This is a genomic window from Paenibacillus sp. MT124, from assembly GCF_058792755.1.
On record NZ_CM179500.1, the window covers coordinates 5,407,238 to 5,429,294 of the forward strand.

A 22,057-nucleotide genomic window follows, 5' to 3' on the forward strand; every position below is an offset into this window, starting at 1 on the left:
TCTCCCGTTTTACCTATATTCGGAGTTACGGCGTATTCACAAAATGATGTGCCGGCCCCGACAAACGCTGCAGGACAAAAGAATGCAGCGGCTCTTCCACACCGATCTGTGTCAACGCTTGATCCATGCATGCCAGCCAGGCGTGTGCCCGTTCAACGGTCACCTCAAAATGCATATGGCGGGCACGCATCATCGGATGACCATACGCTTCAGAGAACAACGCAGGTCCACCGAAAAACTGAGACAAAAACATGTATTGCTTGTCCATAACCGGCTGTATATCTTCCGGAAATAGAGGAGCCAGTTGTTCGTTTTGCTGGACTATAGGGTAAAAGGCTTCAACTAATGCCCGAACACCCTGCTCTCCGCCCAGATTTTCATAAATACTCAGATTGGGATTCATTCATCTAACCCTCACTAGTCGTGTCGAATTTTGGCATATCTTACACATCAATGCTTAAATGTGAAAACAAAATCGAGATCAGGTTGCCATCACCTTTATCTTCATTCTATCAAAAAAATCCCAAAAGTCCTATCTAACATCAGCAAGTCAAGATGTCTTTGATCCTTTTCCTCTAGAGCCTCTTCACTTCGGAAGACACAAAAAAAGCACCAATCGCAAGATTGGCGCACCATATATTCCATTAATAACTTCGCCAGTCCTCTTCTTCAGAGCGTACAAGCGAGGCACGTATCACATAGACAAAAGCACAGACCAGGATTCCGGTGACAAGACTCATAATCATCACTCCATCCGATTTGAATTTCACCCTATTGGACAAATAGGTGACGTTCAGGCGTTTTTTATCATTTTAGCATACATCGTTTAAAAATACAGCCATTTTTGCAAGCGCTTTCCGGATATTAATTTGTACTGTTTGTCCGCCTTGGTTCATATATTGATGGCACAAGCGACACTCACTGCAGCAGGCTTAGCGACCATTATCATATAAAGGAGAGGTATGCATGGCAGCTTCATACAAACTTACCCATGTTCTGATTACACTCGCTCTCCTCGTTCTCTGTTTTCTTATGGTCCTGTTCCCTGCAGAGACCTGGCATGCAAGTGTGAGAGGGCTCTCCATCTGGTGGGATGTGTTATTCCCGTCGCTTTTTCCCTTTCTGGTTCTTTCCGAGCTGCTGCTCGGTTTCGGCATTGTCCATTTTCTCGGGACCCTGTTAAATCCACTCATGCGCCCCCTGTTTCGTGTTCCAGGAAGCGGAGGTTTTGTATTTGCGGTCAGCTGCGCCTCCGGCTATCCGACAGGAGCGAAATTAACCGCTCAATTATGGGATCAAAAGCTGGTCACGCGGGAAGAGGGTGAGCGGCTCGTGGCGTTCACTACTTCATCCGATCCCATCTTCATGATCGGTGCAGTATCCGTCGGTTTTTTTCACAATGTAGCCGTTGCTCCGGTTCTGGTCGCTTCTCACTATGCCGCTGCCTTCATCGTTGGTCTGCTCATGCGATTCCATGGAAGGGCAGCTAGCTCATCTTCTCCATCCCCTACGCCTTCAACCTCAACCGAGAAGCAAAGAGGCAGCAGACTCATACAGGCTATCCATGCCATGCATGAGGCACGAATGGCAGATGGGCGTGCATTTGGAGAACTACTTCGCCAGGCTGTCTCCTCATCCCTTCGCCTTATTATTATCGTAGGTGGGCTTGTTGTATTCTTCTCTGTCATGATGGAGTTACTTGTACAGACCGGATCACTTGGCGTGCTGTATCAAATGACAGAGCAGCTGCTCACCTTCATGAACTTGCCGCCTGCCTTATCGCAGAGTCTTGTAGGTGGTTTGTTTGAAGTGACTCTTGGAGCCAAGGAAGCGGGAGGAGCAGGTACAGCCGTTCCTCTTGTTTACAAGGCAGCCGCTGCTGCATTTGTGCTGTCCTGGGGAGGATTGTCGGTACATGCCCAGATCATGAGCATACTAAGCAACACACCGATGCGATATGGACCGTTTCTGTTTGCCAGAGCCATACATGCTCTAATCGCACCTGTCCTTGTTTTATTACTGTGGGTACCCATAATGGGTCAATCCGCATGGCCCGCCATAAGTGAGACCAGCTTATCACCTGCAGCTACAGCTATATACTCACCAGATGCGGGACAAATGATATGGTTCGGATTCTTGGTCCTTGGCGGGGTGCTGCTTTTGCTGCTGTTCTTTTCCCTGCTTCGTATCCTGCTCTTTCCGAGACGGTTCAAAAAATAAACCATGCTTGCGCACCTATATTTCGAATGAATATCAATCCAAGCGTTGTGTTCTGCTCTGGAATTGATTATCATCGGTAATATAATGACCACAAAGGAGCTTTCATCTTGAGATACTATGTTCAAGACCGCGGAGACCAGTTATCGATTGATCTGAGTCAGCAGTTTCATGCGCTGGCAAAAGAAGAAGGGTTCAAGCTGGATGCAGAATCGCCGGAGATTGTTATCTCCATCGGAGGCGATGGTACTATGCTGCAGGCATTTCACAATTTCATCGACCGGATCCCGGACATTGCTTTTGTTGGGGTTCATACAGGCCATCTCGGTTTTTATGCCGACTGGAAGAAGGACGAATTACAGGAATTGGTACGATTGATGAGCGGAAAAGGGGATCCCGAACGACTCAAACCCCGAATTGTAGAATACCCGCTGCTGGAGCTTGAAATCCGTAAAAAATCGGGTAACGCCTCCTATATTGCCTTAAATGAATTTACGTTAAAAGGTGTGGACGGTACGGTCGTAGCCCAAGTCGACATTAATGATGTGACCTTCGAGATGTTCCGGGGTGATGGGATCTGTGTATCCACGCCTTCAGGCAGTACCGCCTATAATAAGGCCCTGGGTGGTGCCATGGTGCATCCGACCATTGAGGCAATTCAGATTGCTGAAATTGCTTCAATCAATAACCGTGTCTATCGGACGCTGGGTTCACCGGTTATTTTGCCCAAGCACCATCACTGTGACATTTTCTCGCGTAAGGACCAAAGGCTGCTGCTGACAATCGATCATGTAAATGTCATGGTGGAGGATCTGATCTCCGTACGTTGTCAGGTAGCAAGTCACAAGGTAAGCTTTGCCCGATATCGCCCCTATCCGTTTTGGAACCGGGTTCGCACTGCTTTTTTGGACTAGCCTGGTTCGGAAACAAGCTGATTGTTGTTCACCAAAGAATACTCCCGGATATAATAACATGCACAAAAAAAGCGGCCCTTATCAGGAGCCGCTTTTTGCTTTGGCTTGAGGCTGTTCTTTGCTCTTCTGAAGAACAAAGTAAGCACAGCCAAAGTTACAATATTCATTGATATAATCCACCATGCTGGAGATGGTGGAATCTTTCGTGGCTTTGGGATGATTATCACGATAAAAGCCTTTGAGCCGCAGCTGACTGTAGCCCCAGTCCCCGATAATGTAATCGTAGCGCTCCAGCACTTCACTGTACCGGTCGCGGAAAACTTCCGGATTCCAGCCTTCTTTATGGTTCTGCACAATCTCATAATTTTTACCGTTCACCTGAACGATAATTTTTTCCTGTACTTTTTCTTCTGGTTTATCCTGAGGCTGATCCTGGACCGTGTCCTGAATTTGCTCAGTGCTTTTTTCTTCTTCCAATCCAGTGTCCTCCATTATGCGTGTGTTGCCGCCTGTTCCGCATGTTTTGCAGCAGATTTAACCTGTTCATGTGCATGGTAGGAACTGCGTACCATCGGTCCGGATTCCACGTGGCTGAATCCACGTTTCAATCCTTCCTGCTTCAATGCTGCGAACTCTTCTGGCGGATAATATTTCTCAACAAACAGATGTTTCTCGGATGGCTGCAGGTACTGACCAATCGTCATGATATCACAATCCACAGCACGCAGATCATCCATGGTTTGCAAAATTTCCTGGTATTCCTCACCTACACCCAGCATAATGCTGGATTTGGTCGGAATGTTGGGCTGCATTTCTTTGGCACGAGCAAGCAATTCAAGTGAACGCTTGTATTTGGCCTTGGCTCTGACTTTGTCCGATAACCGCTCTACCGTCTCAATGTTGTGATTGAGAATGTCAGGTTTGGCATCCATGACAATTTTCAGGGAATCCCGATCACCCAGGAAGTCCGGAATCAACACTTCTACACTACATAAAGGCAAGCGGCGTCGAACTGCCTTTACCGTCTCGGCAAAAATGGTCGCTCCGCCATCCTTCAAATCATCACGAGCGACGCTTGTAATAACACAGTGCTGCAGGTTCATTTGCTCCGCAGCTTCTGCGACGCGTTCTGGCTCCTGCAAATCAAGTTCCGTTGGCAAGCCGGTATTCACCGCGCAAAAGCGGCATGCCCGTGTGCAAATGTCGCCCAAAATCATAAAAGTAGCTGTTCGATTGGCCCAGCATTCATAAATATTCGGGCATCTTGCTTCCTCACATACTGTATGCAGCGTCTTCGAACGCATCATCGTTTTCATTTCCTGATAGTTATCGCCGGTTGTCAATTTAATCCGAATCCAGTCCGGTTTCGGTTCCTTAACACGTTTAGCCAATGCGTAAACCCTCTTTCTAATGAAGTTAGGCTGTTGCTCGGAACATATTATACCATGAAAGCGTTGGAAAAACCCCCATTTGTCACATCTTGTGCAATCCACCCTTACACGGATAAAATAAGGACTTTTGAAGAACGCTAGGTTATAGCTTGGTTCACCGGGCACGCCTGTGCATCATCTCAATGGAAAGGGGGCTGCTTCCCTGTGCAAAATCGCAACAAAATGCGCTTCACTCACTCTTTTTGGACTAAAACCCTACTTGCAGGCACATTGCTTCTCCCATTCTTGCCTGTTATTGATGTTCATGGTGAATCCTCTGCTGCGCCATCCAAAACGGAACCTGCCGAAATGAAACCAGCGGAGATTTTAAAAGCACGCCGAAGCTTATATGAGAGCATTGAACAAATAACCGGCATCCCCTGGTTCAGACTCGCAGCCATCGACCAATATGAACGAACTCTGACGCGTGCTCATCCCAAAGACCGCAAGCACCCAGAGCGACTGACCGGGATTTTCATGACATCTCCCGCCTGGAGAGGCTGGCTTAACCCGGATGAGACGGATCAACAGCCGGGCTCCATCGTTTTTTTTAATGGATACGGCCGTGATGGATCGGGAGACGGACTGGCGGATGCCAACAACGACTTGGATGTGCTGTACAGTATGGCGAACGTCATTCAGAGATTTGGTGCCCGTCAGGAGGACTTCAGCATTGCCCTGTGGGAGTATTACCATAATACCCGGGCCGTGCAGCGTATTCAGCAGTTTGCGAAATTATATGAGCATTTTGACAGCATCGATTTGTTTACCCATGCGTTTCCCGTGCCGCTCGGCACAAATTATTCCTATCGCAGCACATGGGGGACCAAACGAAGCTGGGGTGGTTATCGTATCCATGAGGGAACAGATATTTTCGCTCCCCACGGACTTCCCGTGCGCAGCACCTGTTACGGTGTCGTGGAGATCAAGGGCTGGAATCCCTTTGGCGGCTGGCGGATTGGCATTCGTGATTTGAATAACCACTATCACTACTACGCTCATCTATCCGGTTTTGATAAGAATGCCCATATTGGCGAGGTCGTTACCCCCGGTCAAGTCGTAGGCTGGGTAGGCAGCTCCGGCTATGGCAAACCAGGTACCCAGGGCAAATTCCCTCCCCATTTGCATTACGGAATCTACCGGGATACCGGACTGACGGAATGGTCGTTTGACCCTTACCCGCTTTTGAAGCATTGGGAACGAGAAGAGCGCCAGCAGAAAAAAGCCAAGGCGAAAAGCAAATAGAAAAACGGGACCCTCTTAGGAGAGGATCCCGTTTTTTTTGTTGATTGACTCTTTGGTTCATTTCAACTCATTTCAATTAATGATTCACGTCGGTATCAAGCGGCTGCCCTCCGTTTTCACCTGAAAGATCCGGTTCAAGCTCCAGCTCATCTCCCTGCAGCGACCCTCCCGGCATCTGTGGCTGGTTCTGACCGGATGGATTCGGAGTCACACCAGTACCACCGGAAACGCCTGGCTGGCCTGATGGTAGCGCTATGGATGGCGCACTGCTGCCATTACTGCCTACCGGCTTGCCCTGATTATCGTAGTAATACATGGGCACATCCCCAACCACGAGCAGGTAGGATATCGGTATTTCGGTATCTACCGTCTCTGGCTCCATATCGAAGGGAACCACCACGGCCACTTCAGCAATGATATGAATGTACACCTCTACCAGGATCATGTTGATTCCGGCATTCTGCTGCCTGGTGTTCAGATCTACCTTCACAGCCCCCTGTGGCTCGATACGAACGGGAATATTCGGGCCAAAGGATGCCAAGACCGGGCTACCAAGAGCCTGACCAAGGGGGATTTTCTCTTTTAACATATGCACGTTCTGTAACGTGGACTGCACAATGTTCATCGTACTTGCAGTAATGCGCATGTGCTCATCATAGTTCAGCATGAAACCGGACACTTTACCGGCAGTATCGGTTTTCCAGTCAATCAGCCCTTCGGTCGATTTGCCTTCCGCCACCTGAGCCGTTATGGCCTTGTTGATCGCTTCCGTAGCAATCTGCTTCACTCGTATTTTGGCCAAATGCATAATTGGCGGCTTCATTTTTTTGTCCACATACGCAAAGCCCTGCATCAGGCAAAATACCGCTACCAGTAAAATAATTAGCCACATCTTGCGTTTGCCGCTTGGCGGCTTCCGTCGTCTTCGGCTCCGCCATCTTTTTCTCATCATCGGGTGTCCCCCTCTCCCTGCGGGATGAGCTCTAGGGTTATATGTTATCCTTATGCACCGTTGTCCCGAAAAAGAAGGACAGCACCCGTGTGACAGCGACAACATCCGTTTATTAAATTGGCGGTTCGCTCAGAGTGGCGTAACTATTCTTTTTCTTCATAATAAAAAAAGCCCTCACCTGCAGATTACTCTGCAAGGTGAAGGCTTCGATCCGTTTATGCCATATGCTTTATACAAGTATGAGTCTTTCGCAACATTATTTAGGAACAGTTTCCCAGTCCTTCAGGAAGCGCTCGATGCCACTATCTGTCAGTGGATGTTTCCACAATGTTGGCAGGAGCGATCCAGGAATCGTCGCAATGTGCGCACCGGAAAGGGCGGCATCTTCAACATGTTTGATGTTGCGGATGCTTGCTGCAATGATCTCTGACGGCATATCGTACGTATCCAGGATAAGACGCAGATCACGAATCAGCTTCATGCCATCCACTGCAATATCATCCAGACGGCCAACGAATGGGCTGATGTAAGTCGCTCCTGCTTTTGCCGCCATCAGGCCTTGTGCTGCCGAGAAGATCAGCGTTACATTGGTTTTGATTCCTTTTTGCGTGAGCTCATGACAAGCATACAGCCCTTCTTCGGTCATCGGTAGTTTAATGACTACATTCGGTGCCCATTCAGCAATTTCATAAGCTTCCTTCAACATATCTTCGGCTTTGAGACCGACAACTTCAGCACTGACCGGGCCTTTGACAATGCCACAGATCTCCTGAATCACTTCTTTAAATACTCGGCCTTCTTTGGCAATCAAAGACGGGTTGGTCGTGACTCCATCCACCAGACCAAGACGTTCAATCCGTTTGATTTCCTCAACATTCCCTGTATCCAAGAAAAATTTCATGATATGTTCCCTCCACTTGATGAATTTATAAACACGATGATATTCATTACCCGAACAACCTTATATGTTAACAGTTATATATGAACTTATTTTTTTTCTACAGCGTGGCCGCCAAATTCGTTACGCAGTGCTGCTACCACTTTACCTGTGAATGTATCTGTCTCCAGGGAACGATAACGCATCAGCAAGGACAAAGCGATAACTGGTGTAGCAGTTTGCAGGTCAAATGCTGTTTCCACAGTCCAGCGTCCTTCACCGGAAGAGTGCATTACACCTTTAATTTCATCGAGATTCGCATCTTTGGAGAATGCACGCTCAGTCAGCTCCATCAGCCAAGAACGAATAACGGAACCGTTGTTCCATACGCGAGCCACTTTTTCGAAGTCGAAGTCAAAGTCGCTTTTCTCAAGTACGTCAAATCCTTCACCGATGGATGCCATCATACCGTACTCGATACCGTTGTGCACCATTTTGAGGAAGTGACCGCTACCTGCTTTACCTGCATACAGATAACCGTTCTCTACAGCAGTGTCTTTGAATGCCGGCTCAACGATTGCCCAAGCTTCAGGGTCTCCACCGATCATGTAACAAGCACCGTTACGTGCGCCTTCCATACCACCGGAAGTACCTGCATCCATGTAGTGGATACCGGATGGTTTCAATTCCTCGTAACGACGGATCGACTCTTTGTAGTGGGAGTTACCTGCTTCAATAATGATATCGCCTTTGGAGAGCAGCGGGCTTACTTCAGCCAGTACCGCATCAACCACATTGTGAGGAACCATGATCCACAGTACACGTGGAGATTCCAGAGACTCAACCATTTCTTTATAAGAAGAAACGCCTTTTGCTCCGTATTCTTTCATTTCGTTAACAGCTTCAGCGTTCAAGTCAAAAGCAACCACTTCATGCTTGTGATCAATCAGGTTTCTGCCCAGGTTCAATCCCATTTTGCCCAATCCAATAAGTCCAAGTTTCATGATAAATCCTCCTGTTATGAACAATTATTAATGCATTTTTTTCATCTGTATCCAACATGCTTGCATTCCGCGGTAACCGTTCCGGTTACGGATCGTTCTTCCGATCGCTGTTGTATCCTAATTTCTTAATTCCACTATATATAGTTGAAATTTGAATACAAAGGCGAAGTATTTGCTTCCGGAGTAGCTTTCTTTCAGAAAGCTTTTAGCTTCGCTTCTCCAGAATCGATTCCGTCCCCTGCACTACACCGCTTAAAACAAACCATGTTCAGCAACATCTATATCAAAAATTTTTACGGCCTTCCGGCCATTGGCCGGAAGGACTTATGCAAAATTGGAACGGTATAATCAGTTAGCCTTAGATGTGCTTACCACCAACGATAGCCATTCTCTGCAATCAAACGATCTGCGGAATCAGGTCCTTGCGAGCCTGCGCTGTACGTATCCAGCGGTACACTGCCATCTTGGAAGGCTTCCAGAATCGGCTGTACCCACTGCCATGCCAGCTCCACTTCGTTCCAGTGAGCGAAGAAGGTGGAATCTCCACGCATAGCGTCAAAGATCAGGTTTTCGTAAGCTTCCGGAATATTGCGTTTGCCTGAAGCAAATGTCATGTTGATTGGCTCCACTTCACCATGATTCAATGGGTTCTTCGCATTCAATTGAAGCGAAATGCTTTCCCCTGGACCAATTTCAATCGTCAGCAGGTTAGGCTCGGTCGTATTTTCGGATTCATGACCCGTTTTGAGCGGCGCCTTAAACTCAACGACGATGCGTGTGGATTTCTCAGCCAGTCGTTTACCTGTACGAATGTAGAATGGAACCTCGCTCCAGAATGGATCATCGATCCATAATCTCGCCGCTACATACGTATCGTTCTGGGAACCAGCCGGGATACCAGGCTCGTCCAGATAGCCGACAACGGATTTCCCTTGCAGCTCGCCTGCGCCGTATTGAGCACGTACGACCTCAGAAGCGATGTTTTCTTTAGTTAGTGGTCGAAGAGCTTCAGCAATCTTTTGCTTTTTAAACTGAATTTCTTGCGGTGTGCAGCGTTTTGGCAAATGCAGGGCAATCATCATCAGCAATTGAAGCATATGATTCTGGAACATATCGCGTACGGCACCACTTTGGTCATAATACGCAGCACGTTCTTCAACACCAACCGTTTCACTAGCCGTGATTTGTACATTGGCAATGTAACGGTTGGACCACAATGCCTGAATAACCGGGTTCGCATAGGTCAGGGTTTCAATATTTTGAACCATCGGTTTGCCCAGGAAATGGTCAATGCGATAAATTTCTTCCTCTGCAAAAGTATTGCTGAGTTTCTCATTCAGTTCACGTGCAGATTGCAGATCGTGTCCGAATGGTTTTTCAATAATCAGCTTCTTCCAGCCTTTGGTGTTACCCAGGCCGCTTTCCTGAATATTCAGTGCGATTGGCTCAAAGAATTCTGGTGCAACCGACATGTAGAACATGCGATTTTCCGGAATGCTCAGTTCGTGTTCACGCTGCTCGACGATTTTCAGCAATTTCGTGTAATCCTCAAGCTTCGTATTGTTCAAGGAACAATAACGGAAAGCTCCAATGAAATCACGTACCTGGGATTCTTCTTCAGGCGTTTGCCGTGAGAATTCATGCAGTGACTTTTCGACATTCGCCTGGAAGTCAGCATCCGACAATTCACGCCGTCCAAGACCGATAACGGAGAAGGATTTTGGCATTTTTTGATCAATGTACAAGTTATATAATGCAGGGTAAATCTTGCGTTTGGCTAAATCGCCTGTTGCCCCGAACAGGACAAATGTCATTGCGTCCATTGGAGTGCCTCCTGTGATCTGTGCAGTATAGTATATGATGGTGCAAAATGTTCAAATCCAAGCATGACAAAAGACGGAATAAGTGGGTGCGTGACCCGCCTTGCCTCCGTTTATATACCATACCCGAATTTAACCATGGAACATTCCTTCTCTCCACAACCTTAAACCAAGGTTATAAATTGTAACCATTTGAATTAACGTTACCCATATTACACCTGTCGTCACAATTCGTCAACAATCATGTCTAACGTGTGAACACCAGTGTTTACAGGGTTTTTATTTATTGTTAACGCTTTATGTGGTAAGATTATAAACAATTGGTATGTGATATTTTATACATAATGCTTGTAGACAACCAGGTTACAATAAGTATACTAGTGCTATAATAAGCATAACTAATTCAAAGGAGTACTATTATGAGCGATGATGAGAATGCCAAGCAAATATGCGAAAAGGTGGAACAGTCTTATCAGATCATTGGCCGGAAGTGGGTTGCCCTCATTATTCATGCGTTGATGGAAGAGCCCAAACGATTCAGTGAAATTCACGCTTATATCCCTGACTTGAGCAAACGCGTACTGAATGAACGAATGAAAGAACTGGAGGAAGAAGGTCTGGTCGTGCGCCATGTGGTTACAGAGCGACCAGTTCGGACAGAATATATGTTGTCCCGCAAAGGGACGGAGCTGGGAAGGGCATTAAGTGCGGTGGAGCGATGGGCGGATAAATGGCTGTAATGCTTGCTATTACACAAATTGGTTTAACCACTCAATAACGTTCCCTTTCGAATACGTAAATAGCATTTCTCTTGTTTAAATGGAAATTGTCAGGTAACCGGAGTATTTTGGAGTAATTCTCTACAAAAGTGCAGTTGATGTTGCAATAAAGTTACATCATGTGTCGTTTATATTGTTCCAACATGTAGGATCGGATAGTTCCAGGGGGTCAAGGTAGTCCAATTACCGTCCATTTTTCTGATAGGTTTTGTGACATGTTAAAATCCATTAATAATGCACTTACTTTGAATAATTTTCCCATGAGAAATAATTGGTCAAAAAACAAGTAAAAGATGTCAGAATTAAATTGAAACTGACAACTTTTACTTGTCTTTAATGCCGTGAATAGCATGCTTTTTAAATCTGCAAAAGCTCACATTGGAACCTTCTCTAAGAAGAAGAATTTCTAGGAAAAAACTTTAAATCTAATATAGCATCTCATTAGAAAAAATTCTCGATACTGGTATTTTATCAATTATTTAAAAGCTCCCTGAATCTTTGTCCAGTCAGTGCGTAGACTCTAGAGAATTGACAGTTACGGTATGTATAACACGAGCTTGAAATTCGGTTTAAGAGCATATAGATGCTACTGCCGAAACCAAAAACAATCAATAACTTCCGTCTGCTTCTTTTATTCTCTTGATTGCATCTAACATTTCTTGTTTCTGTTTAATAAGTAAGTGGGTCCGTGTATCCAGTTGATAAAAGAATACTTCCACCTTAATCCGTAGTTTATCTGCTGATTGCCCTTTCCATGTGTTTAGCTTCTCGTACAATAAACGTGCTTCTTTCTCATTCTCTCTCAATTCGCTAAGAATAAGATCCAATTCATGCTCAGCCTGTAATAACTGATCCAGATCCATAGCTATACTGTTACCACTCATTCACATCTTCCTGCCTTTCTATACGACTAGATTAAGCTCCTACTCCAGTATCTGCCTGGATAAATGATTCTGCCTTGTTCTGGATATAGTCGACTAGATCCGATGTGTGTTCCAGATGCCACTCATCCAATTGCTTAATGCTCATCTGCAGATCCCGCACAATCGGCACTAGTCGCTGACTATGGCTGCTTTCGGTATATTCAAAAAAGTTACGCTGAATCCGTTCAAACGTACGGCTCATGTCCTGAGCCTGCTGACTCCATTTCTGAGCGACGTCTCTCAACTCTTCTGGTGTCAGTTCAATCGTTCCTGCCGAGTATCCACCGACGACTTTAACAACGGACTTAAATCCTTTACTAATCGTATCCCATGCTTCACGTGCATGATCCAGAACATTGTGATCAGACGGTTTCCGAGGGGAGAAGCTTATCTGCTCTCCTGTAATCTCGTCGTATAGCGTATTGCTTACATACCCGTCCTCGTCGAATTTAAAATGTTTCATATCATGGTAATATGGGCCTCCTAGGGTATCATTCCATTTATTCCACACCTCGAGGCCATAACGTGTATTAAATTCATCATAGTTTTGATCAATGACAAAGGTGGATCCCACATGACGCTCATATCCGCCAAAAAAACCACTCGCAATGAAATCTCCCGGATGAATAAAATTCGTGACCTGACCGTCAAACGTACCTTCTTCTGCTTTCCGTCTCATTTCAGGCGTTAAGGAGGCGACCACGGTTGGAGCACTAAAAGTAACCGCATCTAACCCGGTGTACACCGCTGCATATTGCGCATTGGCTCCGCCCAGAGAGTGTCCTGTGAGTGTAAAGCTCGCCTCCGGATGCTTTCTTTGCATGTCTTTTACGTAGTCCTCGGCTTCATAGAGTTGATTATCTATCCCAATCTCTTTATCTATACTTTTGCGTGTTTCTCCAGCTAGATTGTTAAGCCACGTAATGCCCAAAGCATCTTCTGTTCCTTGGACATACTTTTTCCAGGATTCAGGCCAAATGGGATATGCTCTGTCTAGGGTAGCCCCGATTTCGGGTGCACCAATATTTAATACATCTGCTTTTAGATCGGGACCTTTTCTATCCCAAGTGCCTGAGCCTTCTGTTCCACGAAAGGCAATCACCGCTTGTTTAGTGTCCGGGTTATAAAAGGTCACTGCATCCATCCCCGATTTGTTATGTTTTTGATCTAACACCTCCCAGCCAGGCAGTTCTTCAACTTCAATACCTTCATTGAAATCCCTATAAGCAGCTTCCGACATTTGATTATAAATCTTGTCAGTTATTTCATTACTTTTGTTATTATATTCATTCATTTATACACACTACTTCCATAATTAGTGAAAATTTATAAATTATACCCTTGACCTAACAAGTACTTTTTTAATTCCTTACTAAAAGCAAACATCTCCTTTAATCCAGTCTCATAATTTATTGATATGATAAAATTTTGCTCCTCTTTTCCCTCTACATAACCATATATAGATACTTGTGACATTGCAATTTTAGGATGTAATTGTCTTCTTGTGATTACTACATCATCTAAATTATAAGTATCTTTCAAATACTTTATTGCTATGGATTCTGACCGATCTATAATCTCTTGATCTTCCTTGTTCACTCTTGAACATCCTCCTAATAATCCAATGATTACAACAATAAAAAGAAAATTCTTGGCGATCCGGGACATCGTCATCCCTCACTTTACTCTGAGTATTGTCAAAAAAACGAGAAGGATCGAAGAAAACTCATGATCCCGTTCTCTTCGATCTCATCCTTATATCTACATTATTTTAGCCTTAGTGTGGCACCTGAGCACTAAAATCATCCCGGCTGGAACGGTCTGCATGATAGAACACCACATCTCCATCTCGTAGCGAAAACGAGTTACCATAGCTATCCTGTACCTGACGCTGGAACCCTTCCAGCAGCCACTGATTCATCAATGGTGCGTGGATATATTGCAAATGTGGTGCCGCGAGGTTGCCTTCCCGAATGGACTCCAGGTTAAAATTCACCACGATGTATCCGTTCTTCAGGAAAATCGGCGATTTGGCATCCAATCCGCCATGCGTACGTCCATACTCTGCTAGGTTCGTTCCCGCTTCTACCACATAGGGCTCAGCCGGTAAACTGTACTCCCCATACCATTGCTGGATCGAAGCGTTTGCCCGCAGCACATCCGCACTCGCGGTCGTTGGAATGTTTGTTTTCGGACCGATAAATGTTCGCAGTTGCTCAGGCAGGAGCAGCAGGCTGTATCCGCCGACAGGGGTTTTCATCTTCGTAAATTTATCTCGGTAATAGTCCTGATAGGCTCGTTCACTCATCATTCCTGGATGGATCTCACCATACCGATTATATTTATAGGTCGCCGTATCCCTCAGCTGCTCCGAGGGGACTTGACGCAACCGATCGTTCAGAATGACGAACCGCTTCACTTGGTCCTCTGCCGAACCTATGCGAATAAAGTTTCGCTGGTTGGTGGAGTAGTACAGATCCACGGGTACGCGTGTCTTCCCATCCTTCGTGACAAAATCAAAGGTCGGGGTCAACCGTATACCGTCCCTCGGGCCAAACATATTGCCTTTTGTTTTAAAATCAAACTTGAAGTGGTATCCCGTCTTCACGGCTACATTCTGGTAGCCTTGCAGCGGATGGCTGCCAGGACGAATGGGTACGGTAAACTGCGGTTTATTGCCCCGCTTGTCGCCATCGATATCCTGCGTACCGGTCCAGTAACTGATCCAGGTTGGCGCAATACTATTTTTGAACCGGCGGAAAACAAGCTCCCAGTTGTAGTCCGCAATATCGGTAATCTCAAAATCGTATAATCTCCCAATGACTTCGACGGAAACTTCGTCCGATGCAACGTGGTAGTACAGGTCAGTATTCGCATCCGGCTGAGCATCAATTTCCGGCTGTGTACTGTAGTCCGAGGGGGCGTTTTCGGCGATATTTCGGAATTCCACCTGGTAGTCTCCTTCATCTACCCACACGGGGAGATAGAAGGTTGTGTCCAGCACCGGTACCGGAATGTCAATCCACGTGTTTCGCGGAATAAATTGCGTCCGGTCCGCAGTATAGACATCAAACGGGAACCGTACTTGCTTAATCCGATAATACTTGGCATAATCCCGATTTCCATATCCCGGGTAGGAACCCGCATCCAAATGCTGACCGCTCGTTGGGATACGAACGGTAAACGGTCGCTCCAAAATGAGTGCAGATCGATTCATATTGGGCACGGTCTTCTGGTTATGCGGCTGGTCATCCGACACGAGCGAGTAGTTTACCACCGGGGTATGAACCGTAACGGTGTTAATGGGATTGACCGGGAACGTCTTGTCTCCGCTGCCTCCTAGCGTCGTCGGATGAAGGGCATACTGGATTTCTCCTCTGGACTCCGTATTCGCTTTGTTCAAACGAGTCATGGGAATCAACAGCTGATCGGCATACAGCACCTGCTCCCCGGTGTTTTTATATGAACCGATCTTGGTCGGTGCCGGAATTTGCGTCGGATCAGGTCCATTTTCGACCACGACACTGCCGTCCATGACCTTCGTGGAGGAACCTTCCCACGTAAAGTCGAGTGCATCATTTTTCACATCAGGCGGGCCTGTTTGCCCCTCGGCCATCCCTTTTAACAGCTCTGTATCATCTGGAACATCAAGGGGTTCATACCCATCACTCGCCAGCACCGGGGGCACGTAGCTGATTTCTCCGGTTTCCTGCGGCATCACATGCATTTCAACATCTTCGTCGTGTTCCATCTCCAGCTCTGGTGGCGTATATCCCTGCGGATACAGCGTAATGCGCTCCCCGTCTGGCAGGGCGTAATTCTCCATCTCCGCCTGATCAATGAAATACAGTTCCACGTTATTGATGTTCCAATAGCTATAGTTTCGCTCGAAGCTGAATGAGTAGGTAACATCGACTGTATCCGAATCCTCTGTATCTTCCTGCGGAATCGTTGTTCCATCTGGTCCGGGAAGATCGGGCTGTTCCACCTTCCAGGTTCGAACATACGTCAGTTTTGCTTCACAGTCATATGTAATGGTGCCTTGCTGCTTGCCAAAGGTATGTTCGAACAGATAGTTCATCGCCCACGTATTGGCATACAGATGCTCCGACGTTGGAATGCCTCGCGTGGCGTCAAAATGGATACCGTTTGTAGGGTCATCTGCATGAATATGCCCTTGGGCTCCCGGATCCATAAATGCCGTTTGTGGGGAAGCGACTTCATTCGGTGGATTAATTGTAGGGCTGCAGGCTGCTTTTCCATCAGGTTCATGCTGGATCGGGCCGTCGCCAACGGTAACATTTAAATATGCTATAAGATCGTATTGATATGGATCACCGCTTTTCCAACGGACAGAGATTTTCGCCGTCCCCGGACTCACTCCTTTAATCTTTCCACTGGAATTAACTTCAACTACGCCTTCTTGATCCGATTTCCATTCCACACCAGATCGGGTTGAGATATCTACCCAATTGCCATATGCATTCTCTCCTGGATCCATCGTTGCGACTTCACCTGTGAGATAGGCTTCTTCATCAACGGCCAGACGCTGGGTTCCCATAAGACGAATTTTCTTTTGTTCAACAAGCTTGCCTCGCCAAGTCACATCCAAGGGAGTTGGATACATCGCTTCATGCTTTGGATAACCGCTTGGGCTCTTTGAAAATTCCTCATTGTGATCCCATCTATATAACGTTGAATCGTCCGCTTTTCTTCCCGTTTCTGATGTTATAAGTACTGCTGTGCCATCAGAAGTCAACTCCAGCTCCTTTATTAATGACTCCACTCCCTGTTTTTCTGTAGAGACTACTTTTGAGATATGTGCATTGGCTACTTTAGATGTGGATACCTCATTTCCAAATTGATCTTTATAGTTATTTGGTTTATATTCCGGTTTGGACATGATTATCTTATCTCTCACAGAACTGGCAGCCGGCGCTGGATCAGAACGCGTTCCACGATTTCGCACTTCCACCAATTCACGGAATGTCCTTGCCATCCAGTCTCCATTATCCTTTTGTGTCCAATAAACTCCAGGTCTGGAGTTCTTTGAACCTTCGACAATATTGACAACTTTCTGGTAACCCGTTGGTCCCGGTGGTGAAGCTTTCGGTTTGGGCAGAAGGTTAAACTCAGTCTGATCTTCCTCCTTTGGACTGACAGCAACTACTTTTTGACTTTCTGCACTAGCACCAATTGCATAGGCTGGCTGAAGTACCAAAACCCCAATAAGAAACATAAAAACACATCTGTCTACACATTTGATTCCAGTCACTACATAGTCTCCTTATCAGTACACAACAGGGAATCTAAATGAAGCCATATCGTTGCCTACCTTAATAAAACCACCATCGCTGCCGATTGGCCCTCCCGGGGCTCTGTTTAGTCTCGCTTCCATCCAAAATCTTTTGGTTACTCCTTTTTTAAAAAAACCATTTTTTACATATTCTACCCTTGGCAAATTAGATATTCCGTAACTGTCCACAGTTCCACTGGTGAAACTGTAACCACTTGTTAAACCATTCCCCGTTGCATTCAGAAAGGCTAACGAGCTTAAATTGTTACCATTTGGCGTTACTGTTGCCTCTACAAAAACCTCGTAATAATCTTTTCCTATTGGATAATCATATTTATTATCAATAAACATTTTGCCGTATAAATTTTTTATGTCTGTTTTGGTATGTGCATCGGCTACAATCAAGCGGTGGATTGTCATCGTCCCCAAGTTATTACGTAGTTTAAACGGTTTGTTGATTATTTTATCAAAAGTATTTAGTTCGTCTGAGCCGTACGTCTTGCTGTACTTATAAGGAGTAGCAGACGTCACATTGGTACCTGTTAACCCCACTTCTCGCATTTCATTTAAATCTCTGTACGAATCTGCCTTACTCTCTTGCACCTGTTGGTAACGAGACAAAATCACAGCAGCCTCTGCTCGTGTCGTCGTCTTCCCAGGACCGAAGGTTCCATCAGGGTACCCAGCCATCAACCCGGTTCCTAATACAACCGAGACGTATGGATAGGCCGCTTTCTTTAAACCACCCTTGTAGAACTCAGCTACAGGCACTAACGTATTCTCTGTATCTGTATCCTTTAGCGCTTGCTTAAAATCTTCATTTTGTTCGGCAAGCCCTGAACTGAGCCACTTGGCCATCTCTTCCCGTGTCAATACCGCGCTGGGCTTAAACCCGTTTGGATAATCCGAAGCTTTCAAAAAGCCGAGCGACACTGCACGGTTTACTTCCGCTTCACTCCAATGACCTGCCAAATCCCGAAAGACATTCACTTGCTCTGTCTCAGGAGTCACTTTGGATACACGAGACAACAATGCCGCAAATTCCGCACGTGTTACCGTTGCTCCAGGCTTAAACGTTCCATCACTGTAGCCTTTAAAATAACCCTTGGACACGGCAGCATCGATGGAAGCTTTCGCCCAATGACTTGCTGGCACATCTTTAAATGAAGGTGCTGCTGCATTGGCACTCCCGGTGAAAGGAAGCATTCCCAGTACCAATGCACTGCTTAGTAGTAATTGTGTTACTTTCTTCAATTCGTTCACACTCCAGTATCGTTATTTTCTTCGTAAAATTCTGGGTATACCTATGTATCTCTTGAACTGTTCTTGCATGCTACGACTTCTTAAAAGATCACCTTCAATCCTATGTAACTTTCATCTTTCTTCAATAATACTCAAAGATAAATACTAGGTCTTCCAACATCCTAAAAACCAATCAAAACTGCCATTTATAAGAATATTTTACCACTAAAAGCTTGTGAAATATAGGTATTTAGATTTACTTTCAACAATCAGTTTAAGTGAGAGTATAACAAAACAGGTCAATCATGGTTTATCCACTATGATTAACCTGCTCTGCTGTAGCAAAATAAGAAAAACTTATCATTCAAATTAATCTAATTTTATCCTCTTAAGTGATTGAAACCAATCGTCTAAGTCCACATCGGGTATAATTTCTTTATATTTGAGACCAAATAGATGATTTAGGAACACTTTCACTCAGAATATAACATACACTCTCAAACTCCTTTGAGGTTTGAATCAGTTAAAAGCAAAGTAAATATTCGTCAATTCCCATTTATGTTCAATCCATACTTTGAAGTGTTTAATATATACTGATTTAGTGGAATAAACCTTTCCGGTTCTATTTCTAAAGTGGCTTTGCCTGAAGCAATTATAGACAAAAAACTACTCCCAAAGGGCCAATCAATAGCTGAAAATATCTCATAGTTATATCCTTCAGAAGAACTATTTGATCCCCACCTTTTTTTAATTTTACATTTAGACCCATCATATTGATAAATATGTTCATGAGGTTTCATCTCAGAAAGCAGCTCTACTTCAATCTCAATACTATCTACATCCTCAAAATAGATAGTAGAAAAACCAGAAATATAGACATTGTCATTAAATAAGATCAGATCATTCCCCAGCCCATATTGTTCTATACTAAACATTTTGATCGGTATAATTATCCCCCAAATATCCAGAGAGAATTTTTTTATAATTTTAGAAGGGCTTTTAAATTGGATTACTGACTCTGTAAAGTCGTAAAGCTCAAATTTTTGTTTAGATATATCCAGTTCTATCATTGATAAATTCTCCTCAGGATAACCTCAAATTGTCTCTCCAATGATTTATCGGAAAAAATTTTACCATCAGTAGTTTTTTGCACTCCAAACATTAAATCACCAGAAGCTTTCCCTCTTCCAACTAACTCAAAACCAAATTGCTCAAAATACTTATTGTCTGCACTCAACATGTTTTTAAAGAATGGATTTTTCTCACCACCAACAACTTTTAGAATCCCACCGTTCTCTAATATTCTTGGAACATCACTCTTTAAAATATCGTAACCGTGCGGATTTTGGGCAATGACCTCTGAGAACGATCTTGTACTGAAAGGCAAATGATTTGCGTTTGCCACAACATCCACGCCATTGACATCCCTCATGTCTACATTGATTGCTCCTTTTAGCGGATTGTCACCAGAGCCTAAATTCATGGTCTTACTGTCGTTACCGAAGGGTAAGGCTAATATGTCATTAGAATTCGTCTCACACTTCATCAACCCCAACGGATCAATATAACTTACTGGATTCCCGTTCACATACGCATACCGGTTAAATGTCTGCCCATCCTGAATGTCTCCACGGATTACATCACGATTCAGGAACCGTTTTAGTTTCGGATCATAATACCGGGCACGCATGTAATACAGTCCGTTGGCATCCGTCATGACGCCATCCCGTCCATTATACGCAAACGGCTGCGGGGTTACTCCTTCCCGTTGCTCCAGCTCGCCATATAACCCATACGTGTAACGGTCTGTCACTCGGTTCTGCTCATCCGTTAGCAACGTCGTACTGCCGCGTAGGTCGTAATGGTAGCTTAGATACGTTCCGTTGGCATCTTCGCGTCCAATCAGCCCCAGTCCATAGATGTAGCGGGCCTTCACATTTCCTTCTCCATCCAGCTCCATCAGCACCCGGCTCAGTTCATGCGCATCGTCGATCACGTAGCGGGTCACTTGCCCTCGCTGCGCGAGTTCGATGCGGTCGCCTTGCGGGTTGTACCGATACTTCAGTTTCCCTGCCTTCACCAGACGGTTTCGAGCATCGTATTCGTAGGCCGAAGCGGTGCTGCCATCGGTCGCATACAGCAGATTACCATTGGCATCCATCTCGACCGGATAGTCCCCTACCCGCTGAAGCCGGTTATCCCAGGTATAGTGCAGGTCCTGCGTTGGTGAAGTACTCGTGAATTCCGTTTCAGATGTCCCTACCTGTTCGGTTGTTAAGTTCCCTGATGGATCATATGTGTAGTGTACAACACGGCCTGGCTCGGCGCCACTGCGCAGACGCTTCAACGTATCATACGTATACTGTTTGTTTTCTTCCTCCAGCAGCAAACCGCTTGGGCTGTATTCGTACTTGAATTGCTGTAAACGAATGCCCTGTCCACTCGTATCCGTCAGGCGAATCAGTTGGCCTGCGGCATCATACTCCCTTTGCTCCTGGCTGCCGTTCGGGCGCCGGGTGTCGATGAGCTTCCCGCTTGCATCGTAGCGATACCGGGTCAGACGGCCGTTCCAGTCCTTCACTTCAGCCAGTTCACCCGTGGCTTGATAACGATACTGCACCACTTTGCCATCCGGATAGGTCAGCGACGTCATCCGACCCGCGGCATCATACGCGTACTGCAGCAGATGCCCAAATCCATCCGTTCGCGTGAGCAAGCGTCCAGCCGCATCGTAGGTTCGTTCCTCATGCTGCTCCGCTTCGAGCACACGCGCCACTTGTCCATCCGGCGTGTAGGTCAGCACGATTTCGCCTGCCTCATCCGCTGCACGGATCAAGCGGCCCGCGGAATCATATGCATACCGCGTTTCCTGCCCTTTGGCATCCAACTTAGCCTTTAACCAGCCGCGGTCATCATAGGTGTAGGCGGTTTGTGCTCCGGCAGCGTTCGTTTCCTGCAGCAAGCGACCACTGCGGTCATACGTCAGACGGGTTTCATTCCCGCTCGCATCCGTATAGCTCGTATTGCGATCCTCGCCATCCCATGTCTGGCGATAGGTTACTTCGTCTGCGCCTTCACCTTGGATCACTTCGGTCAGGCGGTGCGCGGCATCGTAGCGATAATGGCGGGTATGGCCATCTGCGTCAGTATCTTCGACGCGTTGATGGAGGGCATTGAACTGTGCTGTGGCCGAGTTCATCTTGCGAGGCTACCGGACGGCCTGCGGCACCATGGTCAACTGCTGTACGGTCCGGCCCTCACCATCATCGGTAACTGAGACACGTTTCGTTAGCATTTCTGGACGCATATCTTCATAAAGAAAAATAGCCTATTGAGAATAAGTTCTCAACAGGCTATC

At 45.9% G+C, this 22,057-nt stretch carries 18 protein-coding genes; 4 read left to right on the plus strand and 14 right to left on the minus strand.

Going from position 1 to position 22,057, the window contains the following annotated elements:
- Positions 1 to 25: 25 nt before the first annotated feature.
- Positions 26 to 403, minus strand: a complete 378-nt coding sequence (locus tag AC3RCI_RS24425; protein WP_095361226.1) for a globin domain-containing protein — start codon at positions 401 to 403, stop codon at positions 26 to 28.
- A gap of 563 nt (positions 404 to 966) precedes the next feature.
- Here AC3RCI_RS24425 and ylbJ point away from each other — a divergent pair.
- Both ylbJ and AC3RCI_RS24435 read left to right on the plus strand, forming a co-directional pair.
- A complete protein-coding gene (gene ylbJ, locus AC3RCI_RS24430) occupies positions 967 to 2,220 on the plus strand; it encodes a sporulation integral membrane protein YlbJ (protein WP_492526763.1) in 1,254 nt (417 codons plus the stop codon).
- Between the two features lie 107 nt (positions 2,221 to 2,327).
- A complete protein-coding gene (locus AC3RCI_RS24435) occupies positions 2,328 to 3,131 on the plus strand; it encodes an NAD kinase (RefSeq protein WP_336783086.1) in 804 nt (267 codons plus the stop codon).
- An 81-nt stretch (positions 3,132 to 3,212) separates the two neighbouring features.
- Here AC3RCI_RS24435 and AC3RCI_RS24440 read toward each other — a convergent pair whose 3' ends face one another.
- Together AC3RCI_RS24440 and lipA are read right to left on the minus strand one after the other, a co-directional pair.
- Positions 3,213 to 3,608, minus strand: coding sequence for a YutD family protein (locus tag AC3RCI_RS24440; protein WP_336783088.1), 396 nt, complete (start codon positions 3,606 to 3,608; stop codon positions 3,213 to 3,215).
- A 14-nt stretch (positions 3,609 to 3,622) separates the two neighbouring features.
- Entirely contained in the window at positions 3,623 to 4,522 is a 900-nt protein-coding gene (lipA, locus tag AC3RCI_RS24445) for a lipoyl synthase (RefSeq protein WP_110756964.1), read from the minus strand.
- A 222-nt stretch (positions 4,523 to 4,744) separates the two neighbouring features.
- Here lipA and AC3RCI_RS24450 point away from each other — a divergent pair, with 222 nt between their 5' ends.
- Positions 4,745 to 5,806 carry a M23 family metallopeptidase gene (locus AC3RCI_RS24450; RefSeq protein WP_419720056.1) on the plus strand — a complete coding sequence of 354 codons (1,062 nt, stop codon included), beginning with the start codon at positions 4,745 to 4,747 and terminating at the stop codon, positions 5,804 to 5,806.
- Between the two features lie 76 nt (positions 5,807 to 5,882).
- Here AC3RCI_RS24450 and yunB read toward each other — a convergent pair whose 3' ends face one another.
- The 4 genes from yunB to zwf all read right to left on the minus strand — a co-directional run bounded on the left by yunB (position 5,883) and on the right by zwf (position 10,462).
- Positions 5,883 to 6,758 (minus strand): sporulation protein YunB, encoded by an 876-nt coding sequence (gene yunB, locus AC3RCI_RS24455; protein ID WP_336783092.1) that lies wholly within the window; start codon positions 6,756 to 6,758, stop codon positions 5,883 to 5,885.
- A gap of 256 nt (positions 6,759 to 7,014) precedes the next feature.
- Entirely contained in the window at positions 7,015 to 7,659 is a 645-nt protein-coding gene (gene fsa / locus AC3RCI_RS24460; RefSeq protein ID WP_336783094.1) for a fructose-6-phosphate aldolase, read from the minus strand.
- An 86-nt stretch (positions 7,660 to 7,745) separates the two neighbouring features.
- Complete coding sequence (gene gnd / locus AC3RCI_RS24465; protein ID WP_193724207.1) at positions 7,746 to 8,639, minus strand: phosphogluconate dehydrogenase (NAD(+)-dependent, decarboxylating); 894 nt, start codon at positions 8,637 to 8,639, stop codon at positions 7,746 to 7,748.
- Positions 8,640 to 9,007: 368 nt separating this feature from the next.
- Positions 9,008 to 10,462, minus strand: coding sequence for a glucose-6-phosphate dehydrogenase (gene zwf, locus AC3RCI_RS24470; RefSeq protein ID WP_492526764.1), 1,455 nt, complete (start codon positions 10,460 to 10,462; stop codon positions 9,008 to 9,010).
- Between the two features lie 416 nt (positions 10,463 to 10,878).
- Here zwf and AC3RCI_RS24475 point away from each other — a divergent pair, with 416 nt between their 5' ends.
- Positions 10,879 to 11,199, plus strand: a complete 321-nt coding sequence (locus AC3RCI_RS24475) for a winged helix-turn-helix transcriptional regulator (RefSeq protein WP_095292196.1) — start codon at positions 10,879 to 10,881, stop codon at positions 11,197 to 11,199.
- A 647-nt stretch (positions 11,200 to 11,846) separates the two neighbouring features.
- Here AC3RCI_RS24475 and AC3RCI_RS24480 read toward each other — a convergent pair.
- The 7 genes from AC3RCI_RS24480 to AC3RCI_RS24510 all read right to left on the minus strand — a co-directional run bounded on the left by AC3RCI_RS24480 (position 11,847) and on the right by AC3RCI_RS24510 (position 21,898).
- Positions 11,847 to 12,122: a hypothetical protein gene (locus AC3RCI_RS24480; protein WP_492526765.1), complete on the minus strand. Its 276-nt coding sequence runs from the start codon at positions 12,120 to 12,122 to the stop codon at positions 11,847 to 11,849.
- 31 nt (positions 12,123 to 12,153) lie between these two features.
- Positions 12,154 to 13,455, minus strand: a complete 1,302-nt coding sequence (locus tag AC3RCI_RS24485; RefSeq protein WP_492526766.1) for a lipase family protein — start codon at positions 13,453 to 13,455, stop codon at positions 12,154 to 12,156.
- 32 nt (positions 13,456 to 13,487) lie between these two features.
- On the minus strand, positions 13,488 to 13,760 hold the full coding sequence (locus AC3RCI_RS24490) for a hypothetical protein (RefSeq protein ID WP_492526767.1): 273 nt from the start codon (positions 13,758 to 13,760) through the stop codon (positions 13,488 to 13,490).
- Positions 13,761 to 13,938: 178 nt separating this feature from the next.
- On the minus strand, positions 13,939 to 17,436 hold the full coding sequence (locus AC3RCI_RS24495; protein WP_492526769.1) for a DUF5704 domain-containing protein: 3,498 nt from the start codon (positions 17,434 to 17,436) through the stop codon (positions 13,939 to 13,941).
- Positions 17,437 to 17,451: 15 nt separating this feature from the next.
- Positions 17,452 to 18,711: an S-layer homology domain-containing protein gene (locus tag AC3RCI_RS24500; RefSeq protein WP_492526771.1), complete on the minus strand. Its 1,260-nt coding sequence runs from the start codon at positions 18,709 to 18,711 to the stop codon at positions 17,452 to 17,454.
- A gap of 533 nt (positions 18,712 to 19,244) precedes the next feature.
- Positions 19,245 to 19,769, minus strand: coding sequence for a hypothetical protein (locus AC3RCI_RS24505; protein ID WP_492526772.1), 525 nt, complete (start codon positions 19,767 to 19,769; stop codon positions 19,245 to 19,247).
- Positions 19,766 to 21,898, minus strand: a complete 2,133-nt coding sequence (locus tag AC3RCI_RS24510) for an RHS repeat-associated core domain-containing protein (RefSeq protein WP_492526773.1) — start codon at positions 21,896 to 21,898, stop codon at positions 19,766 to 19,768. Before AC3RCI_RS24510 ends, AC3RCI_RS24505 begins: the two co-directional genes overlap by 4 nt.
- Between the last annotated feature and the right edge of the window lie 159 nt (positions 21,899 to 22,057).

What these genes read in the sequence shown, in the direction of transcription:
- AC3RCI_RS24475 (WP_095292196.1), top strand. Translation starts at nt 10,879, where the DNA reads ATGAGCGATGATGAGAATGCCAAGCAAATATGCGAAAAGGTGGAACAG.
- ylbJ (WP_492526763.1), top strand. Translation starts at nt 967, where the DNA reads ATGGCAGCTTCATACAAACTTACCCATGTTCTGATTACACTCGCTCTC.
- gnd (WP_193724207.1), bottom strand. Translation starts at nt 8,639, where the DNA reads ATGAAACTTGGACTTATTGGATTGGGCAAAATGGGATTGAACCTGGGC.
- AC3RCI_RS24425 (WP_095361226.1), bottom strand. Translation starts at nt 403, where the DNA reads ATGAATCCCAATCTGAGTATTTATGAAAATCTGGGCGGAGAGCAGGGT.
- fsa (WP_336783094.1), bottom strand. Translation starts at nt 7,659, where the DNA reads ATGAAATTTTTCTTGGATACAGGGAATGTTGAGGAAATCAAACGGATT.
- AC3RCI_RS24450 (WP_419720056.1), top strand. Translation starts at nt 4,745, where the DNA reads ATGCGCTTCACTCACTCTTTTTGGACTAAAACCCTACTTGCAGGCACA.
- zwf (WP_492526764.1), bottom strand. Translation starts at nt 10,462, where the DNA reads ATGGACGCAATGACATTTGTCCTGTTCGGGGCAACAGGCGATTTAGCC.
- AC3RCI_RS24510 (WP_492526773.1), bottom strand. Translation starts at nt 21,898, where the DNA reads ATGAACTCGGCCACAGCACAGTTCAATGCCCTCCATCAACGCGTCGAA.
- AC3RCI_RS24485 (WP_492526766.1), bottom strand. Translation starts at nt 13,455, where the DNA reads ATGAATGAATATAATAACAAAAGTAATGAAATAACTGACAAGATTTAT.
- yunB (WP_336783092.1), bottom strand. Translation starts at nt 6,758, where the DNA reads ATGATGAGAAAAAGATGGCGGAGCCGAAGACGACGGAAGCCGCCAAGC.
- AC3RCI_RS24480 (WP_492526765.1), bottom strand. Translation starts at nt 12,122, where the DNA reads ATGAGTGGTAACAGTATAGCTATGGATCTGGATCAGTTATTACAGGCT.
- AC3RCI_RS24505 (WP_492526772.1), bottom strand. Translation starts at nt 19,769, where the DNA reads ATGATAGAACTGGATATATCTAAACAAAAATTTGAGCTTTACGACTTT.